The 21,197-nt window shown below is 54.2% G+C and carries 19 protein-coding genes; all 19 read right to left on the bottom strand.

Annotation, left to right across the window (positions count from 1 at the left end; genetic code table 11):
• Positions 1–20 precede the first annotated feature (20 nt).
• The 19 genes from DTP52_RS00705 to serC all read right to left on the bottom strand — a co-directional run bounded on the left by DTP52_RS00705 (position 21) and on the right by serC (position 20,973).
• The gene (locus DTP52_RS00705; RefSeq protein WP_109751406.1) at positions 21–782 is read right to left on the bottom strand and encodes an AglZ/HisF2 family acetamidino modification protein; all 762 of its coding nucleotides are present in this window, start codon (positions 780–782) and stop codon (positions 21–23) included.
• On the bottom strand, positions 782–1,390 hold the full coding sequence (hisH, locus tag DTP52_RS00700) for an imidazole glycerol phosphate synthase subunit HisH (protein ID WP_025569771.1): 609 nt from the start codon (positions 1,388–1,390) through the stop codon (positions 782–784). Before hisH ends, DTP52_RS00705 begins: the two co-directional genes overlap by 1 nt.
• The gene (locus DTP52_RS00695; RefSeq protein ID WP_218278346.1) at positions 1,387–2,622 is read right to left on the bottom strand and encodes an oligosaccharide flippase family protein; all 1,236 of its coding nucleotides are present in this window, start codon (positions 2,620–2,622) and stop codon (positions 1,387–1,389) included. The genes hisH and DTP52_RS00695 overlap by 4 nt, the downstream gene beginning before the upstream one ends.
• A complete protein-coding gene (locus tag DTP52_RS00690) occupies positions 2,619–3,935 on the bottom strand; it encodes a polymerase (RefSeq protein WP_109751405.1) in 1,317 nt (438 codons plus the stop codon). Before DTP52_RS00690 ends, DTP52_RS00695 begins: the two co-directional genes overlap by 4 nt.
• Positions 3,936–3,938: 3 nt before the next feature.
• A complete protein-coding gene (locus tag DTP52_RS00685) occupies positions 3,939–5,021 on the bottom strand; it encodes a DegT/DnrJ/EryC1/StrS aminotransferase family protein (protein ID WP_109751404.1) in 1,083 nt (360 codons plus the stop codon).
• 2 nt (positions 5,022–5,023) lie between these two features.
• Positions 5,024–5,599, bottom strand: coding sequence for a UDP-2-acetamido-3-amino-2,3-dideoxy-D-glucuronate N-acetyltransferase (wbpD, locus tag DTP52_RS00680; protein ID WP_025569685.1), 576 nt, complete (start codon positions 5,597–5,599; stop codon positions 5,024–5,026).
• Positions 5,596–7,443, bottom strand: coding sequence for an acyltransferase family protein (locus DTP52_RS00675; RefSeq protein WP_109751833.1), 1,848 nt, complete (start codon positions 7,441–7,443; stop codon positions 5,596–5,598). Before DTP52_RS00675 ends, wbpD begins: the two co-directional genes overlap by 4 nt.
• Before the next feature lie 109 nt (positions 7,444–7,552).
• Complete coding sequence (wbpB, locus tag DTP52_RS00670; protein WP_025569682.1) at positions 7,553–8,503, bottom strand: UDP-N-acetyl-2-amino-2-deoxy-D-glucuronate oxidase; 951 nt, start codon at positions 8,501–8,503, stop codon at positions 7,553–7,555.
• A gap of 17 nt (positions 8,504–8,520) precedes the next feature.
• Complete coding sequence (gene wbpA / locus DTP52_RS00665; RefSeq protein ID WP_109751403.1) at positions 8,521–9,834, bottom strand: UDP-N-acetyl-D-glucosamine 6-dehydrogenase; 1,314 nt, start codon at positions 9,832–9,834, stop codon at positions 8,521–8,523.
• A 663-nt stretch (positions 9,835–10,497) separates the two neighbouring features.
• Positions 10,498–11,553, bottom strand: a complete 1,056-nt coding sequence (locus DTP52_RS00660; RefSeq protein ID WP_109751402.1) for an LPS O-antigen chain length determinant protein WzzB — start codon at positions 11,551–11,553, stop codon at positions 10,498–10,500.
• Positions 11,554–11,729: 176 nt separating this feature from the next.
• Complete coding sequence (locus DTP52_RS00655; protein ID WP_025569829.1) at positions 11,730–11,954, bottom strand: lipopolysaccharide assembly protein LapA domain-containing protein; 225 nt, start codon at positions 11,952–11,954, stop codon at positions 11,730–11,732.
• Positions 11,955–11,980: 26 nt separating this feature from the next.
• Positions 11,981–12,277: an integration host factor subunit beta gene (ihfB, locus tag DTP52_RS00650; protein WP_003199243.1), complete on the bottom strand. Its 297-nt coding sequence runs from the start codon at positions 12,275–12,277 to the stop codon at positions 11,981–11,983.
• A 144-nt stretch (positions 12,278–12,421) separates the two neighbouring features.
• On the bottom strand, positions 12,422–12,700 hold the full coding sequence (locus tag DTP52_RS00645; protein WP_109751401.1) for a hypothetical protein: 279 nt from the start codon (positions 12,698–12,700) through the stop codon (positions 12,422–12,424).
• Between the two features lie 233 nt (positions 12,701–12,933).
• Positions 12,934–14,625: a 30S ribosomal protein S1 gene (gene rpsA / locus DTP52_RS00640; RefSeq protein WP_053120388.1), complete on the bottom strand. Its 1,692-nt coding sequence runs from the start codon at positions 14,623–14,625 to the stop codon at positions 12,934–12,936.
• Positions 14,626–14,745: 120 nt separating this feature from the next.
• Complete coding sequence (cmk, locus tag DTP52_RS00635; protein WP_109751400.1) at positions 14,746–15,435, bottom strand: (d)CMP kinase; 690 nt, start codon at positions 15,433–15,435, stop codon at positions 14,746–14,748.
• Positions 15,432–17,639, bottom strand: a complete 2,208-nt coding sequence (locus tag DTP52_RS00630; protein WP_249411859.1) for a bifunctional prephenate dehydrogenase/3-phosphoshikimate 1-carboxyvinyltransferase — start codon at positions 17,637–17,639, stop codon at positions 15,432–15,434. Before DTP52_RS00630 ends, cmk begins: the two co-directional genes overlap by 4 nt.
• Positions 17,640–17,667: 28 nt before the next feature.
• Positions 17,668–18,780: a histidinol-phosphate transaminase gene (hisC, locus tag DTP52_RS00625; protein ID WP_109751398.1), complete on the bottom strand. Its 1,113-nt coding sequence runs from the start codon at positions 18,778–18,780 to the stop codon at positions 17,668–17,670.
• Positions 18,781–18,793: 13 nt separating this feature from the next.
• A complete protein-coding gene (pheA, locus tag DTP52_RS00620) occupies positions 18,794–19,888 on the bottom strand; it encodes a prephenate dehydratase (protein ID WP_003199233.1) in 1,095 nt (364 codons plus the stop codon).
• Positions 19,888–20,973 (bottom strand): 3-phosphoserine/phosphohydroxythreonine transaminase, encoded by a 1,086-nt coding sequence (gene serC / locus DTP52_RS00615; RefSeq protein WP_109751397.1) that lies wholly within the window; start codon positions 20,971–20,973, stop codon positions 19,888–19,890. The genes pheA and serC overlap by 1 nt, the downstream gene beginning before the upstream one ends.
• Between the last annotated feature and the right edge of the window lie 224 nt (positions 20,974–21,197).

Here is a 21,197-nt window from a genome sequence, read left to right as displayed (position 1 = left end):
CAAGATTCAAGAAAAGCAATTTATTTATTTCCGGACATGGACTGATTAAGATCCGGATAACTTATCAAAACCGCTTTATGCTTTCCGTGAAAAACAAAAAAACTTCCTGCTGCGACCGCAGACACGCCTGCTTGTTCAAAAGGTTCGTTAAGATCGGCTATTGAACCCGCCCCACCACATGCGACGACGGGTATATGCACCCCAGCAACAACCGATTTGATGAGCGGTATATCAAACCCTTGCATAGTTCCATCACGGTCTATGGAATTCAGGAATATTTCCCCGGCGCCGGCATCCTCGACCCGTTTTGCCCATTCGACTGGTGAAATCTTGGTATCTTTCGTGCCTGATTGAGAATAGACCGAATAGCGGCCCAACAAACTCTTTTTACAATCGATAGAACAGACGACACTTTGAGAACCGAATTGATCAGCTATTTTTCGAAGAAGCTCGACGTCAGCCAAAGCTGCGGTATTCAAAGCTATCTTTTCAACACCCAAAGCAAAGACGCGTTGTGCGTGCTCAAGCGTACGAATACCACCACCGTAACAAATAGGCATGAAACACTCGCCAGCCACTTCTGCTAACAACTCATAGTCAGGTTCACGACCTGATAGAGACGCCTCTATATCTAGCAAAACCAGCTCATCGACTTCTTTTTCATTGAAAATACGAATGGCATTAACAGGGTCGCCCACATATTTCGGAGACTTAAACTTCACCGTTTTAACCAGGCCTCTGTCTTTTAACAGCAAACATGGAATTACGCGTTTTCTCTGCATCAGATTAACTCGACGAAATTCTTGAAAAGCTGCATGCCGAAGCGATGGCTCTTTTCAGGATGGAACTGAAAACCGAAAATATTATCCTTGGCGACCGCAGCCGTAAATTTTTGCCCATAATCGGCCGTCAAAAGAGTATCGCACTCATTGTCGGGGCACATATAATAGCCGTGGACAAAATAATAGCGACTTTCGTCTGTCAGACCTCGTACCAATGGATGATCATAATTACATGAAACATGGCTCCACCCCATGTGAGGCACTTTTCGCTCAGGACGCTTCTCAAATCGCTTGATATCCATATCAATCCAGCCTAATCCTGGCTCGACACCCTCCTCAGAACGACGTCCTAGCATCTGCGATCCCAAGCATACTCCCATCACAGGTTTACGAGCGCCAAGCACCTGTTGATTAAGTACATCTATGAGACCACTCTCACGCAAGGTCTTCATTCCGGCATCGAACGCGCCAACGCCGGGCAAAATCAGCTTTTCTGCGTTTACAATATCATCGACGAGATTGGAGGCCTTGGCCTTCGCCCCAACTCGCTTCAACATATTCAGTACCGAGGCTATATTCCCCACACCATAATCGACCACTACAATCATGAGGAAACTCCCTTAGCACAACGATATGACATCGCAAAATAAATAACGTACATTATGGCATAGCTCGCCGAGTACCACCACAGGGCTTCTGTCACCTCCTCCGCAAGCAGAAAGCATGCCGTAGTGATGACCAGTAATCCCAGTTGCCAAATCAGATCCAATCCTTGTCGTTGGGCAATATAGATGGTGTAACTTAAGGGGCTCACGACAAAACGCATATAAAACATGGGAATAAGCAAAATTGCATACTTCCCTGACTCAATCCATTCTGTACCAAATACAAACATGAACGCCCACTCCCCCAGCCACCAAAACAATAGAAATGGGGGGAAGGCTAATAGGGCCAAGACAACGAAAGTACGCAAGAAAACGGACCGGCAAGAACCTGTAATCCTGTAATCCCGAGCAGCTTGCTCTTTAAACACATCCAAGACTGAAGTAGCAAGCAGGGTAATGGGCGCTCCCATCATTTTTATTGTTAGTGCAAACCAACCCGCAGCTTCCGCGCCAAACCGGGAGGCTATCAAGATGACAGGTAGTTGACTGGCGATGGTGTTGATCAGATCAGCAGGCAGCGAGAACTTTGGAAAGTCTCTGTACCTATACGCGACACTTCTTACTGAACCAATACTTTCGCCAAAACATGCTTTTAGCCAAGAGCGATCAAACCAAAAAAATACCAATAGCGTAGCCAATAGTACGCCAATCGATTGGCCGTAGATTAGGCCGCTGACTCCCAACGCGAAATAACCAGCCAGAACCTGTGCCACAGCGATAGCACCCGCCAGAGCGATTCTGGCAACGCCAAGCTTGTTAAAGGCTTGTTGAAAAGCTAATAACGAAAGAACTCCTTTGTTAGCGCCCATGCCAAAGACAACAACAGCCAGGGCAAGGGAGTAACTTTTAACTACCGGCGGAATTTCCTCAACAAACGAACTCGTCACCACGATTACAAACGTAGCCAAAATCGACAGCGCGACGGTTATCAGCAAGACCAGTTTAATGATTGATTTTGAATCATCATTTGCATTACCGCTGAATAACGCCAACTCATAACGCCCGGTGACCAAAACAGCCATTATCGTAGCGAATGAAAGCCAAACGTTAAATGAGCCCAATTCTTCGGGAGAGTACAGTCTTACCAGAAGCAGCATCACGCCCAACGATATCAACTGGGCCCCTAAAGTCCCGATGAGCACACTTCTTACTCGAGAAAAAAATTGACTCTTCAAGCTACGCTCCTAGTTCTGACCATGGGCTCTCTAGAGAAAGCCATCAACATAAGAAGCAAGAGCATGAAGAAAATACCTGAACCCAACAAAACCGTTGGTAACGACTGCTCAACAATTTTCGTTACGAAGAGCAATGCAACGGGCATCGCAATGAACATGGAACGCTTCATATAAAGAAGATTCAGCAGCATGACAATCGCGCCGACAATAAAAGCCTCGATTATCACAGCTGTGTATCCAAGCCTCAGATAGGCCACCGCAAAAAAATTCACATTTGCATTAGTTTCCGAATTATTATAAATATACTCTCCAATTCGAAACGTAATCGATTCGCTCTTACTAAAACCTGACAAAAGACCTATAGCTGTATCGCTATAATTATTAATCCCGTACGAGTCGTAAAATAGCTCCGCAGCCCCCAACATTGTGGAGGGCACGGTATAGGCGCGCCGAATCAAGTAGTCATTCAGATAAGAATACCCCATAAGCTCGAACTCAAGAAAACCCGCGACCAACAAGCCTACTGCACCGAACAACAACCAGGAGATATTGACCTTCCCATAATATCTAAAATAGGTCATCAGAACATAAACCAAAAACAAAACAACAAAGGGATATTTCTGTCCAAATGCCCCCCATAAGACCAAAACGTTAATGACTCCTAGCCAAAAGAAGAATTTAGATTTCTTGTAAACCCCCCAAGCAAATAGAACAGGAAAGAACGCCTGTGTTCCTATCGACGAAATATAACCATCCATGCTTCCTGCTGAAAAAACATCACGCGCGATTGAACGCCGAAGGTATTGCCCTGAGAAGTCGAGGGAGAAAAACGACATACTTTTTAGTAAAATAAATACCAAAACCAATATATTAATTACCGAAACAATAAACAGATATCTCTCACCACTACTGGACTGCCCCCCATCACGACGAAACTTAATTTTATTAATAAGTGAAACAAGGACAACGCCCATTAAAACAGACAAGCACAACCCAGAGAATGGACTAGCCTCTGGGTAAAATGCGTTTGCCCCGTTCAAAACAAGCGCATGAGGTACGATTACCAAAAACAACAATGCTACAACAATGTCCCCTGGTTTGCTTATACTTGAACCGCATAAGAGAGAACTGCCCACGGCTAAAAACAGCAAGTACGCTACCTGAAGGCCATCCAAGCTTTTCTGGGCGGCCCCCATATAGTCATACAACAAGTACAGATAATTATTATTCATCCATAGCAACAGGACAAAATATATAAAAAAGTACAATGCATTCAAAAAAGTTGCTTTATCAACTTTTAAAGAAATATACATGGCTTAACCAGCTACCGCAGCACAAATAGCTGCCACACCTTCGTCATCCAGATAAGGATGCATGGGCAAACTCATGACTTGTTCTGCAATGCGATCTCCCGTAGGTAAATGGGCGCTTGCATCGGCCACAGCAGGCTGCTTGTTCAGCGGGATAGGGTAATGAACAGCCGTCGGAATTCCCTGTTTCTTTAACTTCTCTTGTAACTGATCACGCTCGCCAACGAGAATTGTATATTGAGCATAGGCACTAGTGTTCCACTCCTCCACATAAGGGGTTGTCTTTACACCTAAGGCCTTGAGTGTCTCATCATACAATTTTGCAACACGTTGACGTTGCTCAAGCTCCGCTTCAAAAATTTCGAGTTTAGGCAGGAGAATTGCCGCTTGCAGCGTATCCAGGCGACTATTAACTCCTACGCGCACATGATGATAGCGGCGGTCCTGCCCGTGTCGGGCAATCTGACGCAGTACTTTTGCCAGTTCGTCATCATTGGTAAAAATCGCGCCACCGTCCCCATAGCATCCCAGCGGTTTGCTTGGAAAAAAACTAGTACACGCTATTGTGGTGAGGTTGCAGGAGCGTTTCCCTTTGTAGGTAGCGCCGAAGCTTTGTGCTGCGTCTTCGATTACTGGGATTGAATATTTAGCGGCAATCGCATTAATCGCATCGTAGTCTGCACACTGCCCGTATAGAGAAACCGGAATGATAGCTTTCGTGCACGGGGTAATTGCTGCTTCCAGCTTTTGCGGGTCAAGATTATATGTGCGTGGGTCAATATCCACATACACCGGTTTTGCACCGAGTAAGGCAACTGTTTCGGCGGTCGCAATATAGGTGAAACCTGGTGTTATAACTTCGTCACCTGGCCCAATTCCCAGCGCCATTTGAGCGATTTGCAAGGCGTCTGTGCCATTCGCGCAGGTTATGCAGTGTTTGGCGCCAACAAACTGAGCAAGTTTTTCCTCGAGTTCCGCTACCTCTGGGCCAAGAATGTACTGGCCGTGGCTCAAGACACGCTGGATGCCGGCGTCGATCTTGTCCTTGATACGTACTTGCTGGCTTTTCAGGTCAATGAATTCAATCATGCTCAGGCATCCGTCTTGTTCAAAAGTTTTCCGTTCAGCACGTAGCGCGCCCCCGTATGCGAGCAGAAGGCCTCGCCCTGCTCGTTCAACTGCAATTGCTCGCCAAATTCGCTCATCCAGCCAATCTGCCGTGCGGGCACGCCCACCATCAATGCATAGGCCGGTACATCCTTGTTGATGACCGCGCCGGCACCGACGAAGGCATATTCACCAATGGTAACGCCGCAGACAATGGTGCAATTGGCGCCAAGCGTCGCGCCCTTTTTTACCAGCGTATCGAGGTACTGGTCCTTGCGCTCGATCAGCGAACGCGGGTTGTAGACATTGGTGAAGACCATGCTAGGGCCACAGAACACGCCCTCTTCCAGCGTGACATTGTCGTAGACCGACACATTATTCTGGACCTTGCAGCGGTCGCCGATCACGACTTTGTTGCCCACAAACACATTCTGACCGAGCGAAACGCCGACACCGATGCGGGCGCCCCCGCAAACATGAACAAAGTGCCAGACACGGGAGTTCTCACCGATCTGCGCGCCCTCATCGACGATCGCGCTTGGGTGCTGATAGTAATTCATGGCTTCAGACTCACATTAGACTGAGGTTGATCGAAAGCACGCTGCAGTTGCTCGGCAGCATAGTGCCCATAACGACTTGCGCCTACCTCGTTGAGGTGGTGGCTGTCACGGTAGATGAGCAAGCCTTGCTGATAAGGCGCAGCGGCAAAGAAGCTGCTATTGGAAAAGTCCAGGAAACGCACGCCCGGCGTGCGATCGACAATGGCCTGAACTTGCTGGTTGGCAACCTGCCACTCGCGATTGAATGTCAATGGCGCCGGCAGGCCAAGCTCGGTAAAACGCCTTACCCGCTGCACGTCTGTTTCAAACATTGGTACCTGAGCAAGCACCACGATGTGTTTATGGGCCCCAGCAGTATCGGCGAGAAACTCAGCAAACTCCTTGGCGAATGCCTGGCTCTGCATCTGGTACTGCCACATACCTGCGACGATCACCCGCTCCACCTTCGGCAACTCACGAGCCACCGCCTCGATCTGCGCGCGGCAAGGTTTTTGCGCCCAGGCTGGCAGGCGTTCAAAATCGAAGCCGGGGATAGGCACGCAACTGCTGGCAGTGAGCACACGGTAAGCAACGCCCTGCTCTTCGCCCACCTGGTCGAAGAAGTAGTTCAATTGGGCTGCATGGCTATCGCCAATTACCAGGACGGACACTTCGGCATCCGCCTTGCCTCGCTTGCACGCGCCCACTTGGGTGCCATGGCAGATAAGCTCCGGAGCAGCATAACGGGTGAGTTCCACAGGCAACGGAGCGACCAACCAGGCGTTGACACGTTGCCCACCCCACGCCACCAGCACGACCACAGCACCGGTTACAGCCCACTTGGGTGCCTGGCGCATGCCGGAAGTATTTCTGGCGGGTGTTTCGACCAAGCGATAGGAAAGCCATCCCAACAGTACAGAGCTGGCCACGAAAATCGGCAACCATGCAGCCGTCAGCTCATACTGCCCCGTGTAATAGCGAATGAACGCCAGCACCGGCCAATGCCACAGGTACAACGAATAGGAAATGCCGCCGATCCAGACCATCGGTCGAGTGGCCAGCAACGCGCTGACCGGGCCACGTCGGGCGGCGATGAGCAGCCCTGCCGCGACACAAGGCAGGATGCTCCAGAAACCTGGGAAGTGTTGCTTATCGATAGCCAGCACCGCCCAAGCCAGCAGGATTGCGCCCAGCCCACCGAACACGCTTGCAAGTAACATGGGCAGCTCACGCTGGCGCATCAGCAAGGCAACGATGGCACCCACCATGAACTCGGGAATCCGTGCCGACAGGGCAAAGTACATCCCATCTTGCGATTCGCCCAGTCCACGGTAGCCGCTCCAGGCAAACAGACTGGCGGCTAGCAAGGCAAACGCCATGAGACGCCATTGCTTTGGCAAGCAAATAACCAGCACTGGGAAGAACAGATAGAACTGCATCTCGATGGCCAAGGACCAGGTATGCAGAAGCGGCAACTCATCGGCCCGCGGCGCGAAATAACTGCCGAAGCCAGAGAAGTACTGGTTGCTGATAAACAACGCCGAGGACTTCAGGCTATCGAGAAAAAATGCAAAGTCATCAGGCAGAAACAGAAGCGCGGACAGCGCGCAAATCACCACCAGCATGACGAAATACGCCGGCAGAATGCGCTTGATGCGGCTCGCATAGAATGAAACGAGATCGACCTTGTCGCTTCGCTCGGTCAACAATGCCGTTATGATGAAGCCAGAGATGACAAAAAAGATGTCGACGCCAACATAGCCGGCTTTCAGCCAGCCACTATTGGCGTGATAAAGCATGACCGCCAGTACCGCGATTGCACGCAAGCCCTGAACATCGAAACGAATACTGCGCGCGTGGCGCATCGCACCCGCGTCGTTTGGCTTGTTGGAATTATCGTTCGACACGCTGGCTCGCGATCCTGCTTGGGAAACTTGAAAACGGGTGGCAAAGCCACCCGTGCTGTCCCGCCGGTCAGCGAGAAAGGGCTTGGACGAACGGATGCGCTTCGTTGTCCGCAGCCACGACGATGGCCGCACTGCGAATGGTATTGACCGTCTCCACGCAGTGGCGAGCATCCTCGATGCCATAACCACGACCAGCCAGGATTTCCTCGTAGCTGGTGGTGTGCAGGTCAGTGAAGCCTTCGGAGAACTCCATTTCCTCACCGTTGACGGTAATCGAACGGTAAGTCGGCTTCTTACCCTTCACCGATTCCGGCAGGTCGTTGGCGTCGACCGACAGGAACCAGCGTACGCGTGCTTTCTCGTACTCCAGGTAACCCGCCGCCTTGTGTTCGGAAGTGAAGTGCACAACGTTACGCTGCAACTTGCCGAAGATGAAATGCAGCATGTCGTAGAAGTGCACGCCGATGTTGGTGGCTACGCCAAACGACTTGCGTGGGTCACCTTTCCAGCTTTGCAGGTACCACTTGCCGCGGGAAGTGATGTACGTCAGGTCGACTTCGTACTTGTGCGGGTTGTTCTCGCGGGCAACCTTGTCCTTCAAGGCAATGATTGCCTGGTGATGACGCAGTTGCAGGATGTTGAACAGGCGCTTGCCGGTTTCCTGCTCGATCAGGGCCAACTGGTCCAACTGCTGCGGGGTCGGCACCAGCGGTTTTTCGCAGATCACATCACAGCCCAATCGCAGGCCGGCGGCGATTTGCGGGTGGTGCAGGTAGTTGGGCGAGCAAATCGACACGTAATCCAAGGCGGTCGCTGGGTCGCGCTTGAGGCTGTGGGCGTGATCAAGGAAGAACTCGAACTCGGTAAAGAATTCGCTTTGCGGTGAAATGCTGTCGATGATCCCTACCGAATCATTGATGTCATAAGCAGACACCAATGTATTGCCGGTATCCTTGATGGCACGCATATGGCGGGGGGCGATATAACCGGCAGCACCGATTAGAGCAAAACGTTTCATCCAGAACTCTCCTGTCATCAAGCTTTGATAATATTCGATTGAGGGGCGCGATATTTACCACGACTATCGATGATCAGTTGAGCATGTTGACTGATAAGCTCATAGTCGAACTTATCGTGGTCGGTGGCCAGGATGACTGCATCATAAGCTTTTAGGACTTCAGCGGTCAGAGGCTCACTGGAAAGGTCAAAGTGGTGCTCGCGCATCTTCGGAAATTTCAAGACGTGCGGGTCGGAGTAGCCGACGACGCCTCCTTTGGCCTCGATCAGTTCCATGATTTCAACCGAAGGCGACTCACGCATATCATCTACGTTTTTCTTGTAGGCGATACCAAGTACCAGAATTTTGCTGCCTTTCAAAGGCTTACCGCGCTCATTCAAGCCGTCCATCAACTTGTTCAGAACGTACTCCGGCATGGCCTGGTTGACTTCACCTGAAAGTTCGATAAAGCGTGTATGCAAACCATACTCACGGGCTTTCCAAGTCAGGTAGAACGGGTCGATTGGAATGCAGTGACCGCCTAGACCAGGGCCCGGATAGTAGGCAGTAAAGCCGAAGGGCTTGGTCGCAGCGGCGTCGACCACTTCAAAAATATCGATGCCCATGCGGTCAGCGACCACCTTCATCTCATTCACCAAGCCGATATTGACCGCACGGTGGATATTCTCCAGCAGTTTGGTCATTTCAGCTGCTTTGGTAGAGCTGACCTGTACAACCTGGTCAATCGCGTGTTCATAGAGAGCGACACCGACCTCGAGGCATTCAGGCGTATGCCCTCCGATTACCTTTGGAATGGTACGGGTTTCAAAGTTCGGATTGCCCGGATCTTCGCGCTCCGGAGAATAGACCAGGAAGATATTCTCACCAACACGCAAGCCCTTCTCCTGGACACGTGGCAGCAGCTCTTCTTCTGTCGTGCCCGGATAAGTTGTACTTTCAAGAGAAACGACCTGACCTGCCCTTAAATAAGGCTTTATCGCATCAGTCGTATTTATCACAAAACTCATATCGGGTTCGCGATATTTATTTAATGGTGTCGGCACACAGAGAATCAGTGCATCACACTCAGGCACACGAGTAAAATCCGTAGTGGCTTCAAACCCATTTCGGCAAGCGGCTTCGATTTTTTCGCCAGGAATGTGCTCGATGTAACTTTTACCTGAATTCAGCAGTTCAACTTTTGAACTATCGATATCAAGGCCAATGACTTTAAACCCAATCGCATTATAACGCAGCATCAAAGGCAGGCCGACGTATCCAAGACCGACGATACCGATGACGGCCTCTTTTGCTTTAAATTTGGCGACGCTCGCCTGCTTTATGCTCGACATCCAACTCTCCATTTAACTTGTCAAAATCATCTAATTCATCAGAGCTATGAATCAGGGCTGAATCCGCCTGACCCTTACCATTGCACAACTGGTAAACCTCCGCCTCAGCCCGCCGAACGGGTGCTGGACGCTTTCACTTCAACTCTTGCCGAAACTCGTTGCAGAGCAGCACCTCCGGCGCCTACCCCGCCCGGCTCTCCAGATGTACCCACCATGCGCAAACTTCAATACACCATAGGCCTGTTGCTATCGACTTCTGAGCGACACGACCAGCCCGGCCCAAACCGCCATTATGCCTGTTGTGTAGCAAAATGGCTTTCCTAGATTGCACTTTACTGAGTTCTGGCTAGCTTTTTCAGAGCTTGCTTCAGTTGACCGGCTCGAATTTTGCCATCATTATGACATCCAATCATTGAGACTCGCTCCGGTGGTGCACCTCCTGACTACAACACCCGGGGCTTCGGAGCATATTAAAACCCTGCACTTCAATCGTACCGACAGCCCTCTGTCTAATTTAAAACCACCAGTCACTTAGAGTTATTTCTTACACCAATAAAAAACCCGCCTTTACGAAGATGATCCTCATAAAGACGGGCTTAAACAATCACCCGGAGCCCTCTCTAAAAACTGCAAAAGTATTCTAGAATTGAGAAGCAGATCATCTCAATTTTGCAATTGCTGCTCTCTACTCCGGATAACCGCAAATCGAATTAACGCCATGAAGCTACCCAGCATTCCACCAGCAATAATACCCAACAACAAAATCAAAGCCTTTCTTGGTTTAATCGGGCTTTGCGGCACCTCAACGCTACCATCTTGCCGATAAACCGAAATGCTTTCTGGATCAATATCCAACTTGCGGTAAAAACTGTATCGCATTTGGAGCGAACGCAAATCCGATATGAAGGCATCGTCAGAAGCTCTCGACTCCAGCGCTTTCACTTCCGCAGCCAAGGCTTTGCTGCCTCGCTGGTAATCCATTTTATTACCCGTTTCTACTGTGATATCAACAGCTGCCGTGGAGTTTATACTTGGACTGGTGAGACCAATTGCTTCGGCGATCTTCAATGCTTCGCGCAACTGCTGAATCCTATCCTCACGTACTCGCTGCGCGGTCTCGCGCAAACCGACAATACGCTGCTCCAGATTGCGAGCCCTTACCGCAGCCTCAGCAGTGACGTTCTTGATCAGCTCTGCCTCAGCCGCTTCACTGGCGCGTGCCACATAAGCCTTTGCCCACTCTGTAGCTCGAACGGGATCTCCACTCTGAACCGTTACCGAATAGCGGTCCGGCGTATCTTTACCAGCCCCCTTTATCACTAGCTCTCGAGAGAAACGCTCGTATAAGCGGTCGAGCGCCCCCGTTCGCTGGGACTCATCGAGTGAAGGAAGATAAACCTCATTGAAAAATGTCTGACGAAGAGATTCACCCTGTAGATTTCGGGCAAATACGTCATAGACATGCTTGATGGAATAAGGGTCCAGCTCAGTGCTTTTCCCTCGACCATAGTTCAGTTCAGCGATGCCGTTCTGAGTAGGAGGCATGATAAAAAGCTGGGCTTGATAAACCGGTTTACTGAGATACGCGTAAGCAGCTGCACCCGCGGTAACCAATAAGGTGACTGCGAGGATCAACCATTTTTGCCCCCATAGTCCGCGCGCAAGTGCGATCAGATCGACCTCATTGGCACTCTGGGTTTCAATACGATTATTTGGCATGGGCGACCCCGCCTCCTTTTTTTGGCATTGCGTCTGCAGACACATCCAACTCTCTAAAAGGCAAGACGGGCACAGCGATAAACTGAATCAAGTTAAATTTGAACAAAACGCACCCAAAGTCAGAAAAAATTATTGGCCGTGATCCTTACACCAAGACTACTGGGCCCACACATCCATTATTTCGGTCGTCTTCGCATTCTCACGAACCACGCAAGCGACGGCCCGATCATCATACCAGCGAGAAGCGCCAGGATCACGAAAACCGAGACAGGAAGCTGCGGAGCTGACCAACCCAGAAACAGGAGTGCGACAGGCTGGTTGTTTTCAAGCACGAACAGGACGATAGCCGAGGCCACGAGCAGCGCAAGTACGACAAGGGCTAGACGTTTAAAGTTCCGCATGAGAATTCCTTTGTTTTAGCGCTCCGTCAGAGCTCATCCCCCTCCTCCTCATTCACACGATCCCTAAGCTCCTTACCAGGTTTGAAATGAGGAACAAACTTTCCGTCAAGACTGACAGACTGGCCGGTCTTCGGATTACGACCTACCCGCGGGGCTCGGTAATGCAGGGAAAAGCTGCCAAAACCACGGATTTCAATACGATCCCCCGTCGCCAGGCACTGGGACATTTGTTCAAGCATGGTCTTGATGGCCAGCTCCACATCCTTGGATGAGAGTAGCCCTTGATGGGTGACAATTCGTTCGATCAACTCCGACTTCGTCATATTTTTCCCTTCTTTTTCAAGCAGCTAGGAAAATCGCTTGAAAAGGTTTTAGCATGACCGGAGGGATTTGAACAGCCCAAGTATTGACATTCTTCTTTGCTCCCTTATCGCCTCTTTCCATGCAGACAGGGAGATTTTCTCAAGCTATCGACAGATGACCAGCATCGTGCGAGTCAGATAGCCAGCGGGATTGAAACCAAAAGGGTACTGATCATCATCCCTGGCATCGTCTGATCGGGTAATGACCTTGTAGCCAGCACCCTTGCACTCCCTTGCAGCCCTCTTATGGCACTTCTCCCAGCCAGAGCCCAATCCTGAACAGTCGACCTCGATACCGCTGACTCCACGCACTGCATGAGTCTTGGCGCTCGTAGAGCAACCCGCCAATACCAAGACACCCAACACCAAAAAGAGCCTGTTCATTCAGTTCCTTTAGACAGAGACCCGGATCGATCATTTATACAAATCAGAGCCTGGCCCTGATTGGATTAGTGATCTGCTTCATAAAAGAGACACCTTGGTTGCAAGGTTGGTTTCGCAACGCCCCGAATGAACTCCACCATCGACAACGGCTTATAGGGAGCAGAGCGCTTGTAGATATTGCGCCCACAAAAAAGGGCGACCGAAGTCGCCCTTTTTCTATGGTCTGACAGAACTCAGTTCTGTTTTTCCATTTGTGCACGCAACAGGTCGCCCAGAGTGGTAGGACCAGCAGCAATGTCAGCAGCTGGCTTGTCGCGCAGGCTCTGGATTGCTTCTTTCTCTTCAGCATCATCTTTCGACTTGATGGAGAGCTGGATTACGCGGCTCTTGCGGTCAACGCTGATGATCTTGGCTTCTACTTCTTCGCCTTCTTTCAGCACGTTGCGCGCGTCTTCAACGCGGTCACGGCTGATTTCGGAGGCTTTCAGAGTCGCTTCGATATCGTCGGCCAGGGTGATGATGGCGCCTTTGGCGTCAACTTCCTTCACGATGCCCTTAACGATTGCGCCTTTGTCGTTCTCTTGAACGTACTCGGAGAACGGATCGCTTTCCAGTTGCTTGATACCCAGGGAGATGCGCTCGCGCTCTGGGTCAACCGACAGGATAACGGTGTCCAGCTCGTCGCCCTTCTTGAAACGACGTACGGCTTCTTCGCCCACTTCGTTCCAGGAGATGTCGGACAGGTGAACCAGGCCGTCGATGCCGCCGTCCAGACCAATGAAGATACCGAAATCGGTGATCGACTTGATGGTGCCGGAGATTTTATCGCCCTTGTTGAACTGGCCAGAGAAGTCTTCCCATGGGTTGGACTTGCACTGCTTGATGCCGAGGGAGATACGACGACGCTCTTCGTCGATGTCCAGAACCATGACTTCCACTTCGTCGCCGACTTGTACGACTTTCGAAGGGTGGATGTTCTTGTTGGTCCAGTCCATTTCGGAAACGTGTACCAGGCCTTCAACGCCTTCTTCCAGCTCAGCGAAGCAGCCGTAGTCGGTCAGGTTGGTAACACGAGCGGTGACGCGGGTGCCTTCTGGGTAACGGGCTTTGATAGCAACCCATGGGTCTTCGCCCAGTTGCTTCAGGCCCAGGGAAACACGATTGCGCTCGCGATCGTACTTCAGAACCTTGACATCGATCTCGTCGCCAACGTTGACGATTTCCGAAGGATGCTTGATACGCTTCCAGGCCATGTCGGTGATGTGCAGCAGGCCATCGACGCCACCCAGATCGACGAATGCGCCGTAATCGGTGAGGTTCTTGACGATACCCTTGACCTGCTGGCCTTCCTGCAGCGATTCCAGCAGAGCTTCACGCTCGGCGGAGTTCTCGGCTTCCAGGACACTGCGACGGGAAACGACAACGTTGTTGCGCTTCTGGTCCAGCTTGATGACCTTGAATTCCAGCTCTTTGCCTTCCAGGTGCGTGGTGTCGCGCACTGGACGGACGTCAACCAGGGAACCTGGCAGGAACGCACGGATGCCGTTAACGTCGACAGTGAAGCCGCCTTTAACCTTACCGTTGATAACGCCCTTGACCACTTCCTCAGCTGCGAAGGCCGCTTCCAGAACGATCCAGCATTCAGCGCGCTTGGCTTTTTCACGGGACAGCTTGGTTTCACCGAAACCATCTTCAACCGAGTCCAGCGCAACGTGAACTTCATCACCAACATTGATGTTCAGTTCGCCAGCGTCGTTGTAGAACTGCTCAAGCGGGATGAGTGCTTCAGACTTCAGACCAGCGTGAACGGTTACCCAGCGAGCTTGGTAATCGATATCAACGATAACGCCGGTGATGATGGAGCCTGCCTGAAGGTTCAGGGTTTTCAAGCTTTCTTCAAAGAGTTCCGCAAAGCTTTCGCTCATTTTAATTCCTGTTGATTAGGGCGAAGAATACGCCCGCCTCCACACCCCAGACGGTGTGGGTTAGTTTCATATAAAAGAAGCACCGCAGGACTATGACTGGTCCCCTGCGGAGCTTCCTGGTCACCCGGCGATATCGCGAATGGCGATCTCGCTCATGATGCGTTGCAACACCTGATCGATGGACAACTCCGTGGAATCCAGCTGTATCGCATCGGCCGCCGGTTTGAGCGGGGCCACTGCGCGCTGGGTGTCACGCTCATCGCGTGCACGGATCTCATCTAGCAGACTCGACAGACTAACATCCTCGCCTTTGCCCTTCAACTGCAAATATCGGCGACGCGCCCGCTCCTCCGCACTGGCGGTGAGGAAAATCTTCAGCGACGCGTCGGGAAATACCACAGTGCCCATGTCGCGACCATCGGCCACCAGCCCCGGAGGCTCCTGGAAGGCGCGCTGGCGTTGCAGCAGGGCTTCGCGCACCGCCGGCAGCGCGGCGACCTGGGAGGCCCCGGCGCCCACGCTTTCGGTACGGATGACGTCGCTGACTTCGTCACCCTCCAGAATGATGCGCTGGAGCTGACCGTCGGTCGCCGCGATGAATTGCACGTCCAGATGAGCCGCCAATGCCTTGAGCAACTCTTCATTGGTCAAGTCGACGCCATGGTTGGCGGCGGCGAATGCCAGCAGACGGTACAAGGCACCCGAATCGAGCAGGTTCCAGCCCAACTGCCTGGCCAGGATTCCGGCGACGGTGCCCTTGCCCGAACCGCTTGGGCCATCGATGGTGATGACCGGTGCCTTGATGTTCACGACTGTGCCTCTTGCGCTACTCGGATACCGACCTGTGCGCACAGCGCCAGGAAGTTCGGGAACGACGTCGCGACGTTGGCGCAATCATGGATGCGAATCGGCGCACTGGCGCGCAAAGACGCAACACTGAAGGCCATGGCGATACGGTGATCGCCGTGGCCATGGACTTCGCCGCCGCCGATCTGGCCGCCGTCGATGATGATGCCGTCCGGCGTTGGCTGGCACTTGACGCCCAGGGCGAGCAAGCCATCAGCCATCACCTGGATACGATCCGATTCCTTGACCCGCAGCTCTTCGGCGCCAGTCAACACAGTGCGCCCTTCTGCACAGGCGGCCGCCACGAACAGCACCGGGAATTCGTCGATAGCCAGTGGGACCAACGCCTCGGGAATCTTGATACCCTTGAGTTTAGCTGCTCGTACGTGCAAGTCCGCTACTGGCTCGCCGCCGACTTCACGCTGATTTTCCAGCGTGATGTCGGCACCCATCAGGCGCAGGATGTCGATCACGCCAGTACGGGTCGGATTGATGCCGACGTGTTCGAGCACCAGGTCGGAGCCTTCGGCAATCGAAGCGGCCACCAGGAAGAAGGCGGACGAGGAGATATCGCCCGGCACTTCGATGTGGGTCGCGGACAGCTTGCTGCCAGACTCGACGGACGCCGTGGCGCCATCGACAGTGACTGGATAGCCGAAGCCGCGCAGCATGCGCTCGGTGTGGTCGCGGGTCGGAGCCGGTTCGGTGACGGTGGTCTTGCCTTCGGCATAGAGGCCGGCCAGCAGCAGACAGGATTTCACCTGGGCACTGGCCATCGGCATGGTGTAGGTCAGGCCCTTGAGCTTGTGGCCACCGCGAATGGTCATCGGCGGACGACCGTCGGCGGCCGTCTCGATGACCGCGCCCATTTCCCGCAACGGGTTGGCGACGCGATTCATCGGGCGCTTGGACAGCGAGGCGTCGCCGGTCAGGGTGCTGTCGAAGTCCTGGGCGGCCAGCAGGCCGGACAACAGGCGCATCGAGGTCCCGGAGTTACCCAGGTAGATCGGCCCCGGGGCAGGCTTGAGGCCGTGCAGGCCGACACCATGGATGGTCACGCGGCCGTGGTGCGGGCCTTCGATGACCACGCCCATATCGCGAAACGCTTGCAACGTCGCCAGGGCATCTTCGCCCTCGAGGAAGCCTTCCACCTCGGTCACGCCTTCGGCCAGGGAGCCGAGCATGATCGAACGGTGGGAAATCGATTTATCGCCCGGTACACGAATACGCCCACTCAGGGAGCCACCAGGTTGTGCCAGGAAAATCAGATCATTGGAGTTCATAGCGTCCACATAGGCCCGACGGGCCAGGATTTTACTGAAATGCTCGCGGGCCACCCTGGCGCGCGTGAAAACGCCCAGCAATTGGTGCCCGTCCCCTGCATCGACCGCGTCGCGCAAGGCGTCGAGATCGCTGCGAAATGTATCGAGTGTGCGCAAGACAGCTTCGCGGTTGGCGAGGAAGATGTCGTGCCACATGACCGGGTCGCTTCCAGCGATTCTCGTGAAATCGCGGAAACCGCCGGCAGCGTAACGGAAGATCTCAAGATTTTCATTGCGTTTGGCCAACGAATCCACCAGGCCGAACGCCAACAGGTGCGGCAAATGGCTGGTAGCGGCCAACACTTCATCATGACGCTCGACCTGCATGTGCTCGACATCGGCGCCCAGTTCGCGCCACAAACGGTCAACCACCGCCAGCGCGGCTGGATCCGTCTGGTCCAGCGGCGTGAGGATCACTTTGTGACGACGAAACAGTTCGGCGTTGGAGGCTTCCACCCCGCTCTGCTCGGAACCGGCAATCGGATGACCGGGCACGAAACGCGCCGGCATTCCGCCGAAAGCCTCGGTAGCCGCGCGCACGACATTACCCTTGGCGCTGCCAACGTCGGTCAGAATCGCTTGCCCCAGGTTCATGGTCGCCAGGCGCGCCAGCAGCTTTTCCATGGCCAGGATCGGCACCGCCAGCTGGATCACGTCCGCGCCCTGGCAGGCGATCGCCAGGTCATCCTCGCAGCGATCGACCACACCCAGCTCCACGGCCAGCTTGCGCGACTGCGGATCCAGGTCGACACCGACCACTTCGCGGCACAGGCCGCTTTCACGCAAGCCCTTGGCGAACGAACCACCGATCAACCCCAGGCCAACCACCACCAGGCGACCGATCATAGGGGCAGCAGGTTGCAGCGAGGTGACATCAACCACGAACCAGGGCCTTGCTCAACGCCTCAAGGAAACGGCTGTTTTCCGCTGGCAGGCCAATGGTGATGCGCAAGTGGTTCGGCATGCCGTAATTGGCCACCGGACGCACGATCACGCCTTCGCGCAACAACCCCTGGTACACCGGTGCGGCGACACGCCCCAGGTCGACGCAGATGAAATTGCCTTTGGATGGAATCCAGCCCAAGCCCAGCTCAAGCAACCCCGCTTCCAACTGCTGCATACCGGCCGCGTTCAGGCGACGACTTTCCGCCAGGTAATCCTCATCCTGCAATGCCGCACAAGCAGCGGCCAAGGCAAAACTGTTGACGTTGAATGGCTGGCGCACGCGGTTCAGCACATCGGCCACCACAGCAGTGGACAAGCCGTAGCCAACCCGTAGTGAAGCCAGGCCGTAGGCTTTGGAGAACGTGCGCGAAACCAGCAGGTTCGGGTAGGCCGCGAGGAAATCCAGGCCATCGGGCAAATCACTGCCTTCGGCGTATTCGATGTAGGCCTCGTCCAGCACCACCAGCACGTGCGCGGGCACGTCTTGCAGGAAGTCGTCCAGGGCCTGGGCATCGAACCAGGTGCCGGTCGGATTGTTCGGGTTGGCAATGAAAACCACCCGGGTGTTGACGTCGATGGCGGCCAGCATGGCCGGCAGATCGTGCCCCCAATCCTTGGCCGGAACCACATGGGCATCGGCGCCGACGGCCTGGGTGGCAATCGGATAGACCGCAAACGCATGTTCGCTGAACACAGCGTTGAGACCTGGCGCCAGGTATGCACGGGCGACCAGCTCAAGAATGTCGTTGGAGCCATTGCCCAGTGTCACCTGGTTCAGCTCGACGCCACAGCGCTCGGCCAGCAGGCTTTTCAATGCAAACCCATTGCCATCGGGGTAGCGGGTCAGCTCGGCCAATTCGTCGCGGATCGCCGCCAGCGCCTTGGGGCTCGCACCCAGCGGATTTTCGTTGCTCGCCAACTTGACGATGCTGGCCGGATCCAGGTCCAGCTCGCGGGCCAGTTCGTCCACGGGTTTGCCCGGAACGTAAGGCGAGAGTTGTTGCACGCCTGGCTGAGCCAGAGCGAGGAAGTTGCCACTCATTTGCTATCCGCCCTTAAAGAACTGCCTTGGGGTAGGAACCCAGCACCTTGAGTGCCACTGCTTCCTGACTGATTTTTTCCAGCACACCTTTTACCAGTGGATCACGGTGGTGGCCGACAAAATCGATGAAGAACACGTAGGTCCATTTACCGCTGCGCGACGGACGGGTCTCGATCCGCGTCAGGTCGATACCGTTGTCATGGAACGGCACCAGCAGTTCATGGAGCGCGCCGGGCTTGTTGCTCATGGACACGATGATCGAGGTCTTGTCGTCGCCGGTCGGCGGCACTTCCTGGCTGCCGATCATCAGGAACCGCGTGGAGTTGTCCGGGCGGTCCTCGATTTTCTCGGCCAGGCGAGTCAGCCCATAGAGGCCGGCCGCCATGTCGCCAGCGATCGCCGCCGAGTTCCACTCGCCCTTGACCCGCTTGGCCGCTTCGGCGTTGCTCGATACAGCCACGCGCTCGACGTTCGGGTAATGGGCGTCCAGCCACTTGCGGCACTGGGCCAACGACTGGGCGTGGGAATAGATCCGGCTGATGCTGTCAGTCTTGGTGTTCTCACCGACCAACAGGTGGTGGTGGATACGCAGCTCGACTTCGCCGCAGATCACCATGTCATGCTCGAGGAAGCTGTCCAGCGTGTGGTTGACCGCGCCTTCGGTGGAGTTCTCCACCGGCACCACGCCGAAATTCACGGCCCCGGCCGCCACTTCACGGAAGACTTCGTCGATGGCCGCCATCGGCTTGCTGATCACGGCGTGGCCGAAGTGTTTCATGGCGGCAGCCTGGGTGAAGGTGCCTTCCGGGCCCAGGTAGGCGACCTTCAGTGGCTGCTCGAGGGCCAGGCACGAAGACATGATTTCGCGGAACAGACGCGCCATCTCTTCGTTGCCCAGCGGCCCCTTGTTGCGCTCCATGACACGCTTGAGCACCTGCGCTTCACGCTCGGGGCGATAGAACACTGGTACTTCGCCTTCGGCCAGGGAAGCCATCTTCACCCGGGCGACTTCCTGGGCGCAGCGCGCGCGCTCGCTGATCAGCTCCAGGACCTTTTCGTCCAGGGCATCGATGCGCAGGCGCAGCGCCTTGAGTTCTTGCTCAGACATCAGCCATGTTCCTTCTCGAACTCTGCCATGTAGGCGATCAGCGCATTGACGGCGTTGATGTCGACGGCGTTATAGATGGAAGCGCGCATGCCACCGACCGAACGATGGCCCTTGAGGTTCAGCAGGCCACGTTCGTCGGCACCGACCAGGAACGGCTTGTCCAGACGGTCATCGGCCAGGCGGAACGGCACGTTCATCCACGAACGATCGGTCTTGTTGATCGGGTTGCTGTAGAGGCCGCTGGCATCGATGAAGTCATATAGCGTGCGCTGCTTCACTTCGTTGAGCTTGCCGATGGCTTCGACACCGCCCTGCTCTTTCAGCCATTCGAACACCAGGCCGGACAGATACCAGGCCAGGGTCGGCGGCGTGTTGTACATCGAGCCGTTGTCGGCCGCGACCTTGTAGTTGAGCATGGTCGGGCACAGGGAACGGGCGCGACCCAGCAGGTCTTCGCGAATGATGCTGACCAGGATGCCGCTCGGGCCGATGTTCTTCTGCGCTCCGGCGTAGATCATGCCGAAACGGGAGATATCCACAGGACGCGAGAGAATGTCCGAGGACATATCGGCCACCAGGGGCACGTCGCCGGTTTCCGGGATCCAGTTGAATTCCAGGCCACCGATGGTTTCGTTCGGCGCGTAGTGAACATAGGCCGCGTCCTTGGACAGCTTCCACTCGTTCTGGCCGGGAATCGCGAAGTAGTCGTAGGGCTTGGCGGTAGCCGCCACATTGACGTGACCGTAGCGCGAAGCTTCTTCGATGGCTTTCTGCGACCAGATACCGGTGTCGATGTAGTCGGCGCTGCCGCTTTCCGGCAGCAGGTTCAGCGGAACCTGGGCGAACTGCTGGCTGGCGCCGCCCTGCAGGAACAACACCTTGTAATTGGACGGGATGTTCAGCAGATCACGCAGGTCCTGCTCGGCCTTGGTGGCAATGGACACGAACTCATCGCTGCGATGGCTCATTTCCATGACGGACAGGCCCTTGCCATGCCAGTCGAGAAGTTCACCCTGGGCACGTTTCAGGACCGCTTCAGGCAACGCCGCCGGGCCGGCACAGAAGTTATAGGCTCTCTTGCTCACATCCAATCTCGCTCTGATCTGGTGGTTCACGCAATTAATACGGTATCAGGTGGTGCGCATTGTGGACCTAGGGCGGGAGAGCAAAGGTGTGGGAGCAAGGCTTGCCCGCGATAGCAGACTGTCATCCAACATTGATGTTGACTGGTCTACCGCCATCGCGGGCAAGCCTTGCTCCCACAAGCTTTGCTCCCACACAAGCCTTGCTCTCACAAAGCTGCAATTTG

It is taken from the genome of Pseudomonas sp. 43mfcvi1.1 (assembly GCF_900115935.1).
Classification (GTDB): Bacteria; Pseudomonadota; Gammaproteobacteria; order Pseudomonadales; family Pseudomonadaceae; genus Aquipseudomonas; species Aquipseudomonas bijieensis.
This window is presented reverse-complemented; position numbering and strand designations above follow the sequence as displayed.

Excerpts from the sequence above, each read along its gene's own strand:
- DTP52_RS00705 (WP_109751406.1), bottom strand. The coding sequence starts at position 782 with ATGCAGAGAAAACGCGTAATTCCATGTTTGCTGTTAAAAGACAGAGGC.
- hisH (WP_025569771.1), bottom strand. The coding sequence starts at position 1,390 with ATGATTGTAGTGGTCGATTATGGTGTGGGGAATATAGCCTCGGTACTG.
- DTP52_RS00690 (WP_109751405.1), bottom strand. The coding sequence starts at position 3,935 with ATGTATATTTCTTTAAAAGTTGATAAAGCAACTTTTTTGAATGCATTG.
- DTP52_RS00685 (WP_109751404.1), bottom strand. The coding sequence starts at position 5,021 with ATGATTGAATTCATTGACCTGAAAAGCCAGCAAGTACGTATCAAGGAC.
- wbpD (WP_025569685.1), bottom strand. The coding sequence starts at position 5,599 with ATGAATTACTATCAGCACCCAAGCGCGATCGTCGATGAGGGCGCGCAG.
- DTP52_RS00675 (WP_109751833.1), bottom strand. The coding sequence starts at position 7,443 with ATGCGCCACGCGCGCAGTATTCGTTTCGATGTTCAGGGCTTGCGTGCA.
- wbpB (WP_025569682.1), bottom strand. The coding sequence starts at position 8,503 with ATGAAACGTTTTGCTCTAATCGGTGCTGCCGGTTATATCGCCCCCCGC.
- wbpA (WP_109751403.1), bottom strand. The coding sequence starts at position 9,834 with ATGTCGAGCATAAAGCAGGCGAGCGTCGCCAAATTTAAAGCAAAAGAG.
- DTP52_RS00660 (WP_109751402.1), bottom strand. The coding sequence starts at position 11,553 with ATGCCAAATAATCGTATTGAAACCCAGAGTGCCAATGAGGTCGATCTG.
- DTP52_RS00655 (WP_025569829.1), bottom strand. The coding sequence starts at position 11,954 with ATGCGGAACTTTAAACGTCTAGCCCTTGTCGTACTTGCGCTGCTCGTG.
- ihfB (WP_003199243.1), bottom strand. The coding sequence starts at position 12,277 with ATGACGAAGTCGGAGTTGATCGAACGAATTGTCACCCATCAAGGGCTA.
- DTP52_RS00645 (WP_109751401.1), bottom strand. The coding sequence starts at position 12,700 with ATGAACAGGCTCTTTTTGGTGTTGGGTGTCTTGGTATTGGCGGGTTGC.
- rpsA (WP_053120388.1), bottom strand. The coding sequence starts at position 14,625 with ATGAGCGAAAGCTTTGCGGAACTCTTTGAAGAAAGCTTGAAAACCCTG.
- DTP52_RS00630 (WP_249411859.1), bottom strand. The coding sequence starts at position 17,639 with ATGATCGGTCGCCTGGTGGTGGTTGGCCTGGGGTTGATCGGTGGTTCG.
- hisC (WP_109751398.1), bottom strand. The coding sequence starts at position 18,780 with ATGAGTGGCAACTTCCTCGCTCTGGCTCAGCCAGGCGTGCAACAACTC.
- pheA (WP_003199233.1), bottom strand. The coding sequence starts at position 19,888 with ATGTCTGAGCAAGAACTCAAGGCGCTGCGCCTGCGCATCGATGCCCTG.